This window comes from Pontimonas salivibrio, from assembly GCF_002950575.1.
Lineage (GTDB): Bacteria > Actinomycetota > Actinomycetes > Actinomycetales > Microbacteriaceae > Pontimonas > Pontimonas salivibrio.
The window spans coordinates 350489-366345 of the sequence record NZ_CP026923.1 but is presented as its reverse complement, the minus strand read 5'-3'; the positions used below and the strand labels follow the sequence as shown (position 1 = coordinate 366345).

Below are 15857 nucleotides of genomic sequence, written 5' to 3'. Positions count from 1 at the left end.
CTCTACGCCGCCGCCTCGGCTAGCGGCACTCGACCACTGACCGCAATCAACATGGCTTCCAGGGCCAGTTGCGGTGGGGTGTTGCCGGCGATCCGATCACGAGCAATCTGCACGTGCTCCATGGCGGCCAAGGTGTGGTGGGCGGTCGTTACCCCTGCGCGCTCCTCCAGTGCCGGGCGATGGCGTTCGTTCACCAGCGGTTCCGCACTACCCACCTGAAGCATCAAGACATCCCGCAACACCGAGGTGATATCCGTGGCAATGCGATCAACACCGTCTCGCAAGCTCCTAGTGGCCCTTCGCTTTTGGTTATCCTCCAGCGCTTTCACGCTGCCTCGAAGAGCCGCGGGGACACTACCTCCGGGGGCAACACCCAGCGATCGCAGGGTGTCTTCTCGTTCTTGCTGATCGAGTTTTTCCAGCAGTGCTTTTTGGTCAGCTCCGGCGAGCGCAATGAGGTGGGCGGCTTGGTTCACCGCTCTGGAGACGGAGTTCAATGACAACACGGCTTTGACTGTTTCGTCCCGACGGGCCCTGGCTTCCGCATCCGTGGCAAGCCTGGTGGCCATGCCGATGTGGCTTTGGGCTTCGCGGGCAGCCATTGTGGCCACATCCAAGTCCACACCGTGGCGCTGGTGAATCAGTGTGGCCACCTGATCAACCGTGGGGGTGCGAAGGGTGATAGTGCGCACCCGAGAGTAAATGGTGGGCAACACGTCTTGAACACTCGGGGCACACAAAATCCACACCGTGTGGGGCGGGGGCTCTTCCAAGGCTTTGAGTAGGACGTTGGAGGTGCGCTCAGTCATCCGGTCGGCGTCTTCCATCACGATGACCCGCCACTTCGACTGCGACGGCGAGTAATAGCTCTGGGTGACAAGCTCACGCACTTCATCAATGGAGATGGTGACCCGGTCGGTTGCCACCAGGGTCACGTCCGGGTGGGTCCCGGCCATCACGTGGGCGAGTGCCTCATCGTCGTTTCCGTTGGACACCAGCGTGGCGGCAAAGGCGTGGGCGAGGGTGGAGCGGCCGGAGCCTGCCGGCCCCACCACCATCCACGCGTGGGTCATGGCCTGTGAGCCGGGCTGTGCAGCCTCACGTACCGCGGCAATAGCGGTTTCTTGTCCGACGAGCTGATCCCAGAGGCTCACAGCCCCAGGCTACCCAAGCAACGTCGTGACACGCTCGACAATGTCCCCGTGAATGTCTTCGGCGGGTCGTTGGCCGTCAATGAGCACAAAACGCTCGGGCTCTTTTTCCGCAAAGCGTCGGTAGGCGTCACGAACTCTTTCGTGGAAATCATCGGCTTCTGCTTCCAACCGGTCATACACCGTGCGGGTGCTCTCACGCCTGGCGCGCTGAACATCGGCGGGGACATCAAGCACAACGGTGAGGTCTGGAATGAGGCCCTCTGTTGCCCACAGCGACAGATCGCGCACTTCATCCTCGGAGAGGACCCGGCCCGCGCCCTGGTAGGCCACTGAGGAGTCAAAGTAACGGTCTTGAATCACCACTTTGCCCTCAGCCAGGGCAGGTCGAACCACAGTGTGGATGTGGTGGGCACGATCAGCGGCATACAACAGCGCTTCAGCGCGGGGGGCTAAGAACCCTTTGCGGTGCAAAATAATTTCGCGCAACTCGACGCCAACATCTGTGCCGCCGGGTTCGCGGGTGAGGACTACTGAGTGGTCGCGCTGTTCTAACCAACCAGACAGTAATTCCAGTTGGGTTGATTTCCCCGAACCATCACCCCCTTCAAAGGTGATGAATGCGCTGGTCATCCCTCATCCTTTGATGAGGGATTGCCTGTCTTCGTACCGGACTTTGCGGCGGCCTTCTTGGCGCCTGCGTTCTTCACTGTTGTTGTGGCTGACGTGGTCTTTTTGGCCGCTGGTTTTTTCGCGGCAGGTTTCTTCACCGGTGTCTTTTTTGCGGCAGGCTTCTTTACTGGCGTTTTTTTCGCCGCAGGTTTTTTGGCAGCACGCTTTGGTGCCGGACCTTTCGCGCGTTTCTCGGCCAACATCCGTTCAGCGGTTTCCTGATCGATTGCCGCAGGGTCAATCCCCCTGGGCACGGTCACGTTGGTTTCTCCATCGGTCACATAGGGACCAAAACGCCCATTTTTGACCGTGATGGCTTTACCGGTGTTCGAATCGACCTCGAGGGTTTTCAGCGGTGGTGTTTGCCTGCGGCCACCGTATTTGGGCTCCGCAAAACGTGCCACCGCACCGGGCACATCAATCTCGAAAATGAGGTCTTCGCTATCCAACGAACGCGTGTCGGTGCCCTTTTTCAAATACGGTCCGTAGCGCCCGTTCTGGGCGGTAATCATTTCACCCGATTCGGGGTCGGGTCCCACTTCTCGTGGCAGGGATAGAAGCTTCAAGGCCGTGTCCAAATCAATGGTTTCGATATCCATTGCTTGGAACAGGGACGCCGTTTTGGGCTTCACCGCAGTCTTTTTCTTCCCTTGCGCTGCTTCTGCCTCATCTTCCGGAATGACTTCGGTGACGTAGGGGCCGAAGCGGCCCTTTTTGGCGACAATTTCCCGCAGGCTTTCTGGATCAATACCCAGCACCCGGTCTTCGACCGGGGGCGCATCAATCAGCTCTTGAGCTTTTTGGGGGGTTAACTCATCAGGGGCAAGCTCGGGCGGCAAATTCACCCGCCGGACTTCACCGGTTTCTTCATCGAGGGTTTCTAAGAAGGGACTGTATTTACCCACTCGCAGTGAAATGGTGTCGGTAATGGCGATGGTGTTCAGCTCACGGGTATCAATTTCTTCGGTCGCCAGCAGGGCAACATCCTTTAGCCCACGGTGGTCATCGTCACCAAAATAGAACCGCTGCAACCATTCTTGGCGTGAGTATTCGCCGCGGGCAATCCGGTCCAAGTCTTCTTCCAACTCGGCAGTGAACTGGTAGTCGACCAGTTCACTAAAGCGCTCTGAGAGCAGCCTCGTGACGGGGAACGCAATCCACTGGGGAATCATGGCGCTTCCGCGGCGGGAGACATAACCGCGATCAATAATCGTGGAGATGATGGATGCGTAGGTGGAGGGTCGACCAATCCCACGCTCTTCGAGAGCTTTGACGAGGCTTGCTTCAGTAAACCGCGCAGGGGGTTGCGTTTCGTGGGCTTTCGCCGACACCTCCGTCACCCCGAGGCGTTCGCCCTGCTCCATTTTCGGCAACACAGCCGATTTACCGTCGTCGTCTTTATCGTCGTCGTTGCTCTCTTCGTAAGCCTGCAGGAAGCCACGCTCGAACAACACGGTTCCAGACGCCGTGAGCTCGACGGTGACCGGGCTGCCGCCAACTTCCACGTCCGCAGCACCCAGTGTCACGGTGACGGTTTGACCTTTGGCATCCACCATTTGGCTGGCCACAGTGCGCCGCCAAATGAGTTCGTAGAGTTTCAACTCGTCGGGGCGCAACACCCCCGAAAGCTCGTCGGGTGATTTGAAGGCTTCACCCGCGGGACGCACCGCTTCGTGTGCTTCCTGGGCGTTTTGGGACTTGCCTTTATAAAGCCTGGGTGAATCGGGAACGCTGGAGGGACCAAACATTTGTTTCGCTTGGGCCCTTGCCGCCGAAATAGCTTGCTGGGACAAGCTCACCGAATCGGTTCGCATATAAGTGATGTAACCGTTTTCGTAGAGCCCCTGGGCAACACTCATGGTCTGCTGAGCAGAAAAGCGAAGTTTTCGTCCGGCCTCTTGCTGCAAGGTGGACGTCGTAAAAGGAGCCGCCGGCCGCCGGGTGTAAGGCTTCGGGTCAATGGCCGCCACTTCGAGCGTGCTGCCGGGTGCCTCCAACGCTTTCACTAGAGCCGTCGCCACTTCGGGGTCAATCAGGCGCACGCCGTCTTTGAGTTCACCCTCACTGGAGAAATCTCGCCCACTAGCCACCCGGGTACCATCCAGCCTGGCCACTGACGCTACAAAAGATTCGCCGGCACCCGTTTCGACGGTGGCTTTCACATCCGAATAGACGGCGGGGATAAACGCCCGGCGCTCCAGTTCGCGATCGACAATGAGGCGAAGAGCGGGTGATTGCACACGGCCCGCCGATTTGGCGCCAGAGACCCGTCGCCACAGAACCGGTGAGACCTCAAAACCGTAAAGGCGATCCACGATGCGTCTGGTTTCTTGAGCATCGACCAACGCGGTGTCGACATCGCGGGTGTCAGATGTTGCACTACGAATCGAGTCTTCGGTGATTTCGTGGAAGACCATGCGCTTGACCGGAACTTTTGGTTTCAACAACTCCAACAGGTGCCAGGCGATGGCTTCACCCTCGCGGTCTTCATCTGTTGCGAGGTAAATTTCGGTGGCGCCCTTGGCAGCCTTTTTCAGATCCGACACGGTCTTTCGACCCCGCTCGGTGGTGACGTAGTAGGGCTCGAAACCGTTGTCCACATCGACGGCGAAGCGACCCAGTGACGTCTTTTTCAACTCGGCCGGCAACTCTTTCGGTTGGGCCAAATCGCGAACGTGACCCACCGAAGCCATCACTTCGTAGTCGTCACCCAAATACTTACCAATAGTTTTTGCTTTGGCGGGCGACTCGACAATGACTAGTTTCTTGCCCTCAGGCACCATGCTCCTTACATCGGACACTGTGACCTCACCTTGAGCCGGCTGCTCTTGGTCCTATCCGAGGGCTCACGATACACAACTATTTCTTGATGGCACGTTTCCGCCTCGGGGTCAGCGAACATCACCATCCGGCCAGACCCCTCCAGAAATGGGCCCCGCAGCAGCGCGTTTAGTAATCGACAGACCATGCCGGGTAGTCGTGGCGTACACCCTGACGAGGCTTCCAGTGACCTCGCACGAGCTCACCCGAATCCCCTGGCTGCGACCAATCTCCCTGGCCACCACGCAGGGCCGCCCGGGGATGACCCCCATCGCCACATCCGATGCCGCCAGCGCCGAAAGGTTGGCCGCGTGTTGAACTTTTTCACCAAAGCGCAACAGGTCGACCACCATCAGCGCAGCACTACCGGCGATGACCAGGGCTGCGATGACACCGAGGGCAACCACCACCCCGGAGCCTCTTGTGTACGAGTCGACACTCGGGGCTTCCGGCAGAACCCTCACAATGACTCTCGGGGTGTAGTTGCCTCGGCCACCGGCTCACTCTCCCGCAACGCACACGCCATGCCCTGCATCGTGAGGCCCGTCACTATCGATAATGGCCCTGACGACATCGCCTCCACCACCGCGCACACGCTGATGCCCTCGGACGCGGACTGCAATGACACAGTGGCCTCCTCGCCCAGCTGATCCCCGACATGGCCGGCGATTAATGCCGCGGAGTGACCGAGGCTGGCGAGCCTCGCCGCATCAGCAGCGACCCCATCCAGTCGGGACTGTTGAACCATCACCCCCACCGAGCTCAAGACGGCAGCCAGAACCAGCACCACCGCCGGGAGGACTAAAGCCCACTCGGCGGTGACACTGCCTCGATCACGCGGTGAAACTAAGTGCACTGCGCACCAGGTCGGTGAGAATCTCCCGCACCTCATCGCTTTGCATAATGACCACCAGCAGTCCGGCAAACCCCACTGCCGCCATCGTCGCAATCGCGTATTCGGCGGTCGCTGCCCCCTCATCTGCTCGGGGCCCCCGTCCTAAATCCTCGACATGCTGGGCGTTGTGCTCACTGCTCTGTTCGGTATCCCCCGGACTATTTTGTGCTTTACCTTGTGCACTCTCTGGTTCGTTCACGGTGTCATTCCTTTCCTCTCCGGCCGATGTCACCGCTTGGTAACTCGCGCACACTGTCAGGCCGGAGAGGCACAGAAGAGTCACCATTGGATTAAGGCGGAAAGGGATTGTGAGGGTGGGGCTGTGGACATCTCCCACTCGTGTGGGAGCAGACTTTCCGGGTCACCCTGTGTTCGGATAGTGCGTGGTGTCCTGGTCACCACAGTCCCTGCTGGTCTGGTCGAAGGGCCCCCTCCAGCAGGGCAAAAATCACCGGGACAACTCCCACGGCAACGAACGCCGGCAGGATAAACAGCCCAAGGGGAATGAGAATGCGGACCGACAAACTTTGCGCGGCCTCGGCTGCTTCGGCACGAGCGTGGTGTCGTTGCCAGGTGGCTTCCGCCACGGACAGGCGAGAGATGGGGATTCCCACTCGGCGCGATAGTGCAGTGAGGTGGGCAATGTCGGCATTGTCCGACTCGGCGAGTCCGTGTGCGAGTAACACCCTATTGACCCTCGCCTCTGCCACCTCGGGTAGTGCTCCACCCTGGCTGGCGACCGCAAGGAGATCCCTCGCCGGTGAAAGGTAACCAGAATCGGGCATCAGCTGGGCAACTAAACGCCCCATCCACACAATGGCTGCCACGTAGAGCAACGCCGCCAGGATGAGCAACAACCAGCCAAATGCTGAACCGGTCAAAAAACCGAGAGCGTTCACCCCCAGTAACCCCGCCACCACGAGACTAAGTGGCGGCAATGCCAGTAGCAACAGGGTGGTCTGTCGGGGGGCTTGAACGATGGAGCGGATTTCTGCCTCCACGGACACCCGATCGCGAAGCGCCTCGGCCAACGCCCACAGGGCTTGATAGAGCGCAGTGCCCGATTCGTCGGCAACAACGACGACAGCTGAAAACACTCGCTCGGGTTCGCCCCCGGCCTCACAGGCCCCTCGCACACTCTCGGCATGTCGACCGCCGCCTTGCAGGTGGGATTGGATGCGTCCCGCGAGGGCTTGGCCGGCTTCGCCGATTTGGCCATCGCGGGCTAACTCTTCCCACGCTTTCGCCGGAGAGAGGCCTGCTTGAAAAAACACGGCCAACCGGGCCGACAGGGTCGCCATGTGGGCGACCCCCACACCCCGCGGTCGACTAGATCCTGGCCACCACAAGGTCACCTCCCGCAGTGCCCACAAAATGGCCGAGTGTGACCTCGCGGGGTTTCCCCGGGGTGTGGTCGACGTGAATGATGAGGTCAAAGGCACTGCGCGCCTGGCGCGCCAATTGTTCTGATGTGAGCCCCGCGAGCGCGGCCAAACTATCCAAGCGCGCCGGCACTTCTTCCAAAGAGTGCGCGTGCATAGTAGCGGCACCGCCTCGGTGACCGGTGGTGAGTGCGGAGAGGAGATCGCGAAGCTCTGCCCCTCGACACTCCCCCACGACGAGTCGGCCCGGTCGCATGCGAAGCGATTCCCGCACGAGCCGCTGCAGGGTGACCTCCCCCGCGCCCTCTAAGTTCGCCTGGCGGCATTCGAGTTGCACGACGTGTGGATGGTCGATGCGCAACTCGCTGACATCTTCAATCACCACGATGCGATCCCGGGGTGACGCGAACGCTAACAGTGCGGCCAGGAGGGTCGTTTTCCCACTACCCGTCGCACCCGTCACCAACAGGGTGTGTCGCTGATCGACGGCGGCGAGTACCCGGTCACGCACCGCAGTAGACCACCCCAGGGCCAGCGCACCAATATCGGGTTTGGGGCCCCGGCCAAAGCGAATTGAGAGCACCGCTCCCCCGAGTGCCACCGGCGGGAGGGCGGCATGAACACGAATACCCTCAGCCAAGCGCACATCAACAATGGGTGAAGCCTCATCCAGGTGCCGGCCACCAGCTTCAATCAGTGCCCTGGCCAGGTCAACACTGGCATCTGCGCTCAGTCGAAGATCGGTGACCATCAGAGCGCCATCACCGCGGTCGGCAAAAACCCGGCCGTCACCGACCACGAATACGTCGGTGACACTCGGATCCGAACCGAGGACACCCAGAGGGCCCAGGGCGCGAATCACACTGTCGTCTAGGAGTGCCTGCTCCGGGGCAGGAAAAGACCAACGTGTGGGGGTGGGCACACTGGCAGGGTGTCAGGAATGGCTTCCTGGTGGGACGCCATGACAACAACTGTGGAAAATTCGCGTCCTCCATTTACACTGGTGTGCACCTGTTGGTAAGCCGCAATGATGCGAAAAGGGGTCACACACCGTGTCCGAATCCACGATTGATAACCGCCTGCACGAAGAGCGGCGTTTCGAGCCTCCTACAGAGTTTGTGGCCCAGCGAATTGCCGGTCCGGAACTCTATGAGGCCGCCAAAGACAACGGGCCGGAGTTTTGGGCCGACCAGTCGCGCGAATTACTGCACTGGCATAAGCCCTTTACTGAGGTACTGGACTGGTCCAACCCGCCTTTTGCGAAATGGTTTGCCGATGGTCACATCAACGTCGCCTACAACTGTCTGGATCGACACGTAGAGGCCGGACACGGCGAGCGCATTGCGCTGCACTTTGAGGGCGAACCGGGTGACCAACGTGACATCAGCTACGCCGAACTGACCGCCGAGGTGCGCCGGGCAGCAAACCTGCTGCTGTCGTTAGGGGTCAGCCAGGGTGACCGTGTCGTGATCTATATGCCACTCATTCCAGAGGCGGTCATTGCGATGCTGGCCGTCGCACGGATTGGCGCGATTCACTCGGTCGTGTTTGGTGGTTTCAGTGCCGAAAGCTTGCGGGCGCGAATCGATGACGCAGAAGCCAAGCTGGTGATTACCGCTGATGGTGGTTACCGAAAAGGGTCCGTGTTTGCTCTCAAGCCGGCCGTTGATGACGCCCTGGAGATGATTGCCAGCCCGGTGGACAACGTGTTGGTGGTGAAGCGTGGTGGCAACGAGGTCGCCATGGTGGACGGTCGCGACCTGTGGTGGCATGAGGAAATTGCCCCCATGTCGGATCAACACCACGCCGAAGGGTTTGAGGCCGAAAACCCGCTGTTTATCCTTTACACCTCGGGGACGACCGGGAAACCTAAAGGCATTTTGCACACTTCTGGTGGGTACCTCACCCAGGCGGCGTTTACCCACAAAAACGTATTCGACTTGCACCCCGAAACAGACGTCTATTGGTGCACTGCGGACATTGGGTGGATTACCGGCCACAGCTACGTCGTCTACGGGCCCCTGGCTAATGGTGCCACCCAAGTCATTTATGAGGGAACCCCCGATTCACCTGCACCTGGGCGCTGGTGGGACATCGTCGAGAAATACAAGGTCAGCATTTTCTATACCGCCCCCACCGCGATTCGGGCGTTTATGAAAGCCGGCCGACAGATCCCTGGCGCCCGCGATCTGAGCTCCCTGCGCCTGCTGGGTTCCGTCGGTGAACCGATCAACCCAGAAGCGTGGATGTGGTACCGGGAAGTCATCGGCGGGGGGGTCGCTCCCATTGTGGATACCTGGTGGCAAACCGAAACGGGTGCCATCATGATCTCTGCCCTACCCGGTGTGACCAGCACCAAACCGGGTGCCGCCCAAGTACCCCTACCCGGTATCAGCATTGACGTGTTGAGTGAAGAGGGCACCCATGTGGGCCCGGAAGCCGGTGGGCTGCTAGTGGTGACACAACCCTGGCCGTCTATGCTGCGCGGCATTTGGGGTGACCCCGATCGCTACGTCGACACCTACTGGTCTCGCTTCGGTGACAAATACTTCGCCGGTGACGGTGCCCACTTGGACGCCGATCACGACATTTGGTTACTCGGGCGAGTAGACGACGTCATGAATGTGTCCGGCCACCGCCTGTCCACCATGGAAATTGAGTCAGCGATTGTGGCCCATGAAATGACGGCGGAGGCAGCCGTTGTCGGAGCACAAGATGACACCACTGGTCAAGCGGTGGTGGCTTTTGTGATTTTGAAATCGCGTTTTGTGGACCAAAAACCTGCTGATGAACTTGTGGCGGAACTGCGCAACTGGGTGGGCCAACAAATTGGTGCGATTGCCAAACCGCGCGAAATTCACTTGGTCGACGAGCTGCCCAAAACCCGCTCAGGCAAAATCATGCGCCGGCTGCTTCAAGACATCGCCGAGGGTCGAGAAATTGGGGACACGACGACGCTGACCGACACCAGCGTGATTCGGACCATCACGACGTCCCTAGACGACGAGTAACCCCCTCGTTACGGGGTGGAAAACTCCACAATCAGTTCGAGTTCCACCGGGGCGTCAAGGGGTAAGACAGCGACACCTACTGCAGCGCGCGCGTGGATGCCGATGTCACCAAAAATCTCACCCAACAATTCTGATGCTCCGTTTAAGACAGTGGGTTGTTGGATGAAATCGGGGCTGGAGGCCACAAAACCGTTGACCTTCACCACCTGGGTAATGCGATCGAGAGACCCCAGCACGCTTTGGGCCGCAGCGAGTGCGTTGAGTGTGCAGATACGGGCCAGTTCGACCGCTTCGCTGGTGGACACGTCTTGGCCTACCTTGCCGGTAGCGACCAGTGCACCATCGACGAAAGGCAACTGGCCAGCGGTGTAGAGCAAAGATCCGGTGGTGCGGGCGGGCACATAGTTGGCCACAGGGGAGGCAACCTCAGGAATATCGATACCTAATTCGCGAAGGCGTGCATCGATGTGTCCCACTAGTTGTCACCCTTCGGGCGTTTAAAGTAGGCGACGAGTCCGCCCTCTGGTCCGGTAATCACATTGACAAGCTCCCAGCCGCCTTCGCCCCACTGGTTCAAAATGGCGGTGGTGTTGTGGATGATCAGCGGTGTTGTTGCATATTCCCACGTGGTCATGCGCGCCGTCCTCCTTCGAGTTGACTCTTATATCCATCGCGTAGCCTACTGGTATGGCAAATAACCCGCAGAAGTCAAAGGGCTGGTTCGCAGCGATACTCGGCATTACCGGGATGTCCGCCCTGGCCGGTGTGATTGTGACCGCCATGGTCGCCCCCGCCATTGCGGTGACCGGTGTTGCCGCCAACAGTGCGATTGGGGTTTTTGACGCCCTGCCGGAATACATTGACCTGGGCGAACAGGCCGAAAAGAACACGCTGTGGGCGTGGCGAAGCGATAACCCGGCCGACGGTCACATCCGCATCGCAGAGGTGTATTGGCAAGACCGTGAAGAGATTCCTCTCGAGCGGATGAGTGAACACGTCATCAATGCGGCGGTCGCCGGCGAAGATCGACGGTTTTACGATCACGCCGGCGTTGACGCCACGTCGGTATTCCGCGCGGCACTGGGAAACGTCCTCGCCGGCGATATCGAATCGGGTGCTTCGACACTGACCATGCAGCTGGTGAAAAACATTTTCGTGCAACGCTCGCTCTACCTGCCCACGGAAGAAGAACGCGACGAGGCGTACCGGCAAGCCACCGCGACAGACTTCGACCGCAAGCTCAACGAAATGAAGTTGGCCATTGGTTTAGAAAAACGCTTCACGAAGGATGAAATCCTCGAGGCATACCTCAACATCGCCCCGTTTGGGGGAAACACTTACGGTATTCAAGCTGCCTCGCAGCGCTACTTCGGAAAAATTGCGCAAACCCTGTCGCCTGCCGAGGCCGCCAGTTTGATTGCCATCGTGCAATACCCGACGACCAGAAACCTGTCCACCGCGGACAACTACGAAGCCAATGAGGAGCGACGAAACGTCATCTTGTGGTCCATGTGGCAAGAGGGCTACCTCACTGAAGCCCAATACGACGAAGCGGTCGCCATCCCCGTCGATTCAAACTTTGTCCAAATCGCCGAACCCACCAACGGCTGCTTAGCCGCCAACGAATACGCCAAATTCTTCTGCGACTACGTGGTGCGAAACGTGGAAAATTTCGAAAGTTTAGGCGCCACCCCGGAAGAACGCCTCGATCGCTGGCGCCAAGGTGGACTCGACGTCTACACCACCATGAACATGGACTTGCAACGCACCGCGCAAGACCGCGTGTGGGAACTCGTACCTAACGATTTAGAGACCATTGAATTGGGTAGCGCAACGGTCAGCGTCGAAATCGACACTGGTCGAATCCTCACCATGGCGCAAAACAAGGTCTTCAACGACACTGAAGACGGCGGCGGAATTACCGCAACCGCGGTGAACTTCAACACCGACCGCCCCTACGGTGGATCGAGCGGTTTCCAGGTCGGATCGACCTACAAGATTTTTGCCTTGCTCGCCTGGCTGCAACGCGGTTTCGGGCTCAACGAAGTGGTCGATGCCTCCCAGTTTGAACAAGACCAAACCGAATTCTTGGACACCTGCGCTGACGGTGGTGGACCGTGGGGTGGCATTTGGGAGTTTAAAAACTCCGCCAACTTAGAAATCCCGTCCGTGAGCGTCTTTGAAGCGACAACCCGTTCGATTAACTCCGCCTACGCATCGATTGCGAAAGAACTGGACCAGTGCGAAATTCGACGAGTCGCAGAAGCACTCGGTGTTCACCGCGCCGACAACAACCCCCTTCAAACCAACCCTGCTGCCGTGTTGGGCACCAACGAAATCGCCCCGCTGACCATGGCCTCTGCTTTCGGCGGTATCGCCAACGGCGGAAAAACCTGCGAACCGGTGATGGTGGACTACTTCGAAACAACTGATGGAGTGCGCCTAGCGGGGCAAGAAAGCAGCTGCCGCCAATCGCTCACACCCGATGTAGCAGCAGCTGCCGCATCCCCCATGCGTGGAGTAGTCACTGGAGGAACCGGAACCCGCGCGAACCCAGGCGGCGACGTTCCCGTGATCGGAAAAACTGGAACCACAGATAGCCAGGTTCACACCTGGATGGTCGGCTCCAGTACAGAAGTTGCGACCGCAGTGTGGGTCGGAAACATCGTCGGCGACACCAGTCTTCGACGAATTTCCGGTGGAACCGTCATGCGTCACGATATTTTCCGACCCATCATGGACCGCGCAAACGAAATGTATGGCGGGGAGGCATTCCCCACCCCGCCTGCGCGGTTGCAAAATGGCGCCGGTGTGCAACTACCCGACATCACCGGGCTGTACATCGACGAAGCAATCCAGCTACTCGAAGGGGTTGGCTTGAAGCTAGAAGTTCAAGCCGGTGCAGCCGGAGTGGTCGTCTCGTATGAGCCCGCACCCGGCACCCTGCTCGCCAGAGGGCAAACGGTGTATGTGACCCTGGGTGAGGGTGGCGATGACCGAGACCGATTCGTTCCCAGTACCGTCATGCCGAACCTCATCTCCCCGGCACGCTCTGAAGTCGAAATTAGAGGCCTACTCCAAGAAGCAGGAATTTATGGGCCCCTTCAGGCCTACTGTTTCGAAGGTTCGGCCGGCTCTGACACTGCCAATGCTGAAGCGATCGGCCAGCTACCCGATGCGGGGTCGTTCGTTCGCATCGATGTCCAGGTCGAAGTGGCCATGAATTGTTTCGCCGGAGCTGCCCCGAACCCCGACGAAGTTCTGGAATAGCCCGCTGTGAGAGCATCCGGAAACACCCTGTCTCGAGCACTGTGGGGGATGGGTGCGCTTTCCGCCCTGGCTTTTGCCTACGGTGTTGTGGTGGAGCGGGGGCGCTACCAGCTGCGTGTCGAACAGGTCCCCATTTTGGATGCGGGCAGTGAACCCATCCGGATTCTCCACCTCAGTGACCTCCACCTGGCACCCTGGCAGAAAAACGCCGTCTCCTGGATCCGGGCACTGGGTGACAACCCACCCGACCTGGTAGTCGGCACAGGTGACTTCTTTGGTCACCCCAGTGCCTTGCCCCAGCTCAAGGAAGCACTGCTGCCGCTAAAGGGCATCCCCGGAGTGGTGGTCCACGGGTCAAATGACCGGTTTGGGCCCCGAGTGGTGAACCCTTTTGGCTACCTTGCGGGCCCATCAGCACGTGTCGATCATGGAATTCCCCTGGACTTTGACGGCCTCACCGCTCTGTATGACGAGTTGGGCTGGCACGACATTGACAATGGTGTGGTCTCGCTCACTATCCGAGGATCCGAACTGGAATTCGTCGGATTGGGTGATGCCCACGCTGGCGCCGACCACACCGATTCACTCCCCACGTGGCTGGAAGCCGCCAGGGAGCAGCGAAGCGACGACACCGCCGGGGCTCGATCCACCACCACCATCGGGGTCACCCATGCGCCTTACCGCCGAGTGTTGGATGCGTTAGTCACACACGGTTCGGAACTGATTTTTGCCGGCCATACCCACGGGGGCCAAGTGTGTGTCCCGGGTATTGGGGCACTCACCACCAACTGTGACCTACCCCTCTCCCGAGCCCGAGGCCTGACAATGTGGCCCCACGGAAACAGGGCCTCCTACTTGAACGTGTCGGCCGGAATTGGCACCAGTATTTTCGCCCCCGTGCGTTTTGCGTGCCCTCCGGAGGCCGTCCTCGTCACTCTGGTCGGCGACGATATCGGGTACGCTTAACCCCCAGGCGGGGTGTGGCGCAGCTTGGTAGCGCGCGTCGTTCGGGACGACGAGGCCGCAGGTTCAAATCCTGTCACCCCGACCAATCCCTAGGTCCAACGAACGGGTCGGCTCAGCTGAAGTCAGGGTCGGGACCAGGCAACTGCGGATCGACCGGCCGCTGATGGGCACTGGCTAGACGGCCGCCACTCTCTTGGAGATAACACTGGCCACAGAGTGACTCGTAGCCGACATCGACACCGTCGATGGCGACTTGGTCACCGTCGAAAATGAACTCTCCGTCGGCTGTGCGGGCGTTGAATATCGCTTTCTTCCCGCAACGACAGATGGTTTTCAGCTCTTCAACGGAGTGGGCAATTTCGAGCAGTCGCCTGCTGCCTGGGAAGGCCACGGTTTGGAAGTCGGTGCGAATGCCATAGGCCAACACCGGCACTCCCACTTGAACAGCCACCACGAAAAGGTCTTCCACTTGGGCCGGGGTGAGAAACTGCGCTTCGTCGACCAGTACACACGAGAGGCGCTCTGCGGTTTCTGCCTGGAGCCGATCAATGTGAGCAGCCACAACCTGAACGAGGTTGTCATCAGGCTCGAGCATCACATCGACAGGTCTGGAGACTCCCAGCCGGGAGACAATCGTGCCTTGGCCTTTCGTGTCAATACGGGGCTTCAGGAGCACTACGCGTTGGCCACGCTCTTCATAGTTGTGCGCGGCCTGAAGTAGCGCAGTGGACTTCCCGGAGTTCATCGCCCCGTAGCGGAAGTAGAGCTTAGCCACCGTGGCCGCCCGCCTGACGCTCAGCCATTTCGACGACATTCTGTAAAAGTAATGCTCTCGTCATCGGTCCTACACCACCCGGGTTTGGCGACAACCAGCCGGCCACTTCGGCCACAGCGGGATCTACGTCACCCACAATTCGGGGTTTGCCGGTCTCCGGATCCTCCTCACGGGAGACTCCGACGTCCAACACGATGGCCCCCGATTTCACATCTTCTGTGCCCACAATGTGGGGCGACCCGGCTGCCGCGACAATCACGTCGGCCTGTTGCAGGTAGTGCGAGAGGTTGTTGGTCCTGGAGTGCGTGAGGGTTACCGTGGCATCCACACCGCGGCGTGTGAGGAGCAGGCCAATCGAGCGGCCCACCGTGATGCCTCGACCCACCACAACGACGTGGGCTCCGGACAAGCTCTGGCCGTGACGCTCGACCAGTTCAATGACGGCCCGCGGTGTACACGGTAGGGGTGAGTCAATCTCGCCGGAGACTCGAGCGACTAGTCGGCCCAGGTTCATCGGGTGCAACCCATCAGCGTCTTTTGCCGGATCAATGCGCTCAATCAACGCTTCCGAGTCGATGTGATCGGGAAGCGGCAGTTGGACGATATAGCCGGTGACTTCAGGGCTGACATTTAATTCGTCAATGACCGCTTCCAGCTCGGCCTGGCTGGCAGTCGCGGGAAGCTCCCTGGAAATCGAGGCAATTCCCACTTCCGCACAATCCCGATGCTTACCGGCGACGTACCACTTCGAACCCGGGTCATCACCCACCAGCAGGGTCGCTAAACCAGGCGTGTGGCCTGAGGAAGTCAGTGAGCGCACTCGATTGCGCAATTCGTCTTTGATGGTCGCTGCTGTGGCGAGGCCATCCAACACGGAAGCGCTCATCGGTGGGCTTCCTCTCGAACCAGCGTTCC

At 59.6% G+C, this 15857-nt stretch carries 15 protein-coding genes and 1 tRNA gene; 4 read left to right on the top strand and 12 right to left on the bottom strand.

Annotation, left to right across the window (positions count from 1 at the left end):
- Positions 1–2: 2 nt before the first annotated feature.
- From C3B54_RS01975 to C3B54_RS01940, 8 genes are all read right to left on the bottom strand, one after another.
- On the bottom strand, positions 3–1154 hold the full coding sequence (locus C3B54_RS01975) for a DNA polymerase III subunit delta' (protein WP_104913014.1): 1152 nt from the start codon (positions 1152–1154) through the stop codon (positions 3–5).
- Positions 1155–1163: 9 nt separating this feature from the next.
- Positions 1164–1784, bottom strand: a complete 621-nt coding sequence (gene tmk, locus C3B54_RS01970) for a dTMP kinase (RefSeq protein WP_104913013.1) — start codon at positions 1782–1784, stop codon at positions 1164–1166.
- The gene (topA, locus tag C3B54_RS01965) at positions 1781–4606 is read right to left on the bottom strand and encodes a type I DNA topoisomerase (protein ID WP_170006140.1); all 2826 of its coding nucleotides are present in this window, start codon (positions 4604–4606) and stop codon (positions 1781–1783) included. The genes tmk and topA overlap by 4 nt, the downstream gene beginning before the upstream one ends.
- A gap of 108 nt (positions 4607–4714) precedes the next feature.
- Positions 4715–5053 carry an Rv3654c family TadE-like protein gene (locus C3B54_RS01960; RefSeq protein ID WP_158665466.1) on the bottom strand — a complete coding sequence of 113 codons (339 nt, stop codon included), beginning with the start codon at positions 5051–5053 and terminating at the stop codon, positions 4715–4717.
- A gap of 50 nt (positions 5054–5103) precedes the next feature.
- Positions 5104–5535, bottom strand: a complete 432-nt coding sequence (locus tag C3B54_RS01955) for a TadE/TadG family type IV pilus assembly protein (protein WP_104913011.1) — start codon at positions 5533–5535, stop codon at positions 5104–5106.
- Positions 5477–5737, bottom strand: a complete 261-nt coding sequence (locus tag C3B54_RS01950) for a DUF4244 domain-containing protein (RefSeq protein WP_104914201.1) — start codon at positions 5735–5737, stop codon at positions 5477–5479. The genes C3B54_RS01955 and C3B54_RS01950 overlap by 59 nt, the downstream gene beginning before the upstream one ends.
- A 196-nt stretch (positions 5738–5933) precedes the next feature.
- Positions 5934–6839: a type II secretion system F family protein gene (locus C3B54_RS01945; protein ID WP_104913010.1), complete on the bottom strand. Its 906-nt coding sequence runs from the start codon at positions 6837–6839 to the stop codon at positions 5934–5936.
- Positions 6840–6867: 28 nt separating this feature from the next.
- A complete protein-coding gene (locus C3B54_RS01940) occupies positions 6868–7842 on the bottom strand; it encodes a TadA family conjugal transfer-associated ATPase (protein ID WP_245867969.1) in 975 nt (324 codons plus the stop codon).
- A gap of 130 nt (positions 7843–7972) precedes the next feature.
- On the opposite strand from C3B54_RS01940, the gene acs reads away from it, so the two are divergent.
- Complete coding sequence (acs, locus tag C3B54_RS01935; protein WP_104913009.1) at positions 7973–9931, top strand: acetate--CoA ligase; 1959 nt, start codon at positions 7973–7975, stop codon at positions 9929–9931.
- Positions 9932–9939: 8 nt separating this feature from the next.
- Here the strand turns inward: acs and C3B54_RS01930 are convergent, their stop codons facing one another.
- Both C3B54_RS01930 and sp36 read right to left on the bottom strand, forming a co-directional pair.
- Positions 9940–10407 (bottom strand): RidA family protein, encoded by a 468-nt coding sequence (locus C3B54_RS01930; protein ID WP_104913008.1) that lies wholly within the window; start codon positions 10405–10407, stop codon positions 9940–9942.
- Positions 10407–10565 carry a Sp36 family protein gene (gene sp36 / locus C3B54_RS08800; protein ID WP_170006125.1) on the bottom strand — a complete coding sequence of 53 codons (159 nt, stop codon included), beginning with the start codon at positions 10563–10565 and terminating at the stop codon, positions 10407–10409. Before sp36 ends, C3B54_RS01930 begins: the two co-directional genes overlap by 1 nt.
- A gap of 53 nt (positions 10566–10618) precedes the next feature.
- Between sp36 and C3B54_RS01925 the strand changes: the two genes are divergently transcribed.
- From C3B54_RS01925 to C3B54_RS01915, 3 genes are all read left to right on the top strand, one after another.
- Positions 10619–13201, top strand: a complete 2583-nt coding sequence (locus tag C3B54_RS01925) for a transglycosylase domain-containing protein (protein ID WP_104913007.1) — start codon at positions 10619–10621, stop codon at positions 13199–13201.
- A gap of 6 nt (positions 13202–13207) precedes the next feature.
- The gene (locus C3B54_RS01920; protein ID WP_342749546.1) at positions 13208–14167 is read left to right on the top strand and encodes a metallophosphoesterase; all 960 of its coding nucleotides are present in this window, start codon (positions 13208–13210) and stop codon (positions 14165–14167) included.
- Between the two features lie 8 nt (positions 14168–14175).
- Positions 14176–14252: transfer RNA gene (locus tag C3B54_RS01915), tRNA-Pro, on the top strand.
- A 27-nt stretch (positions 14253–14279) separates the two neighbouring features.
- On the opposite strand, the gene C3B54_RS01910 is transcribed toward C3B54_RS01915, so the two are convergent.
- Positions 14280–14942 (bottom strand): thymidine kinase, encoded by a 663-nt coding sequence (locus tag C3B54_RS01910; RefSeq protein ID WP_104913005.1) that lies wholly within the window; start codon positions 14940–14942, stop codon positions 14280–14282.
- Positions 14935–15828 carry a bifunctional methylenetetrahydrofolate dehydrogenase/methenyltetrahydrofolate cyclohydrolase gene (locus C3B54_RS01905; RefSeq protein WP_104913004.1) on the bottom strand — a complete coding sequence of 298 codons (894 nt, stop codon included), beginning with the start codon at positions 15826–15828 and terminating at the stop codon, positions 14935–14937. Before C3B54_RS01905 ends, C3B54_RS01910 begins: the two co-directional genes overlap by 8 nt.
- Positions 15829–15857: the final 29 nt, after the last annotated feature.

Coding starts and splice junctions, on each gene's coding strand:
- C3B54_RS01925 (WP_104913007.1), top strand. CDS start 10,619: ATGGCAAATAACCCGCAGAAGTCAAAGGGCTGGTTCGCAGCGATACTC.
- topA (WP_170006140.1), bottom strand. CDS start 4,606: ATGGTGCCTGAGGGCAAGAAACTAGTCATTGTCGAGTCGCCCGCCAAA.
- C3B54_RS01945 (WP_104913010.1), bottom strand. CDS start 6,839: ATGGCGACCCTGTCGGCCCGGTTGGCCGTGTTTTTTCAAGCAGGCCTC.
- C3B54_RS01955 (WP_104913011.1), bottom strand. CDS start 5,535: ATGAGGTGCGGGAGATTCTCACCGACCTGGTGCGCAGTGCACTTAGTT.
- sp36 (WP_170006125.1), bottom strand. CDS start 10,565: ATGACCACGTGGGAATATGCAACAACACCGCTGATCATCCACAACACC.
- tmk (WP_104913013.1), bottom strand. CDS start 1,784: ATGACCAGCGCATTCATCACCTTTGAAGGGGGTGATGGTTCGGGGAAA.
- C3B54_RS01905 (WP_104913004.1), bottom strand. CDS start 15,828: ATGAGCGCTTCCGTGTTGGATGGCCTCGCCACAGCAGCGACCATCAAA.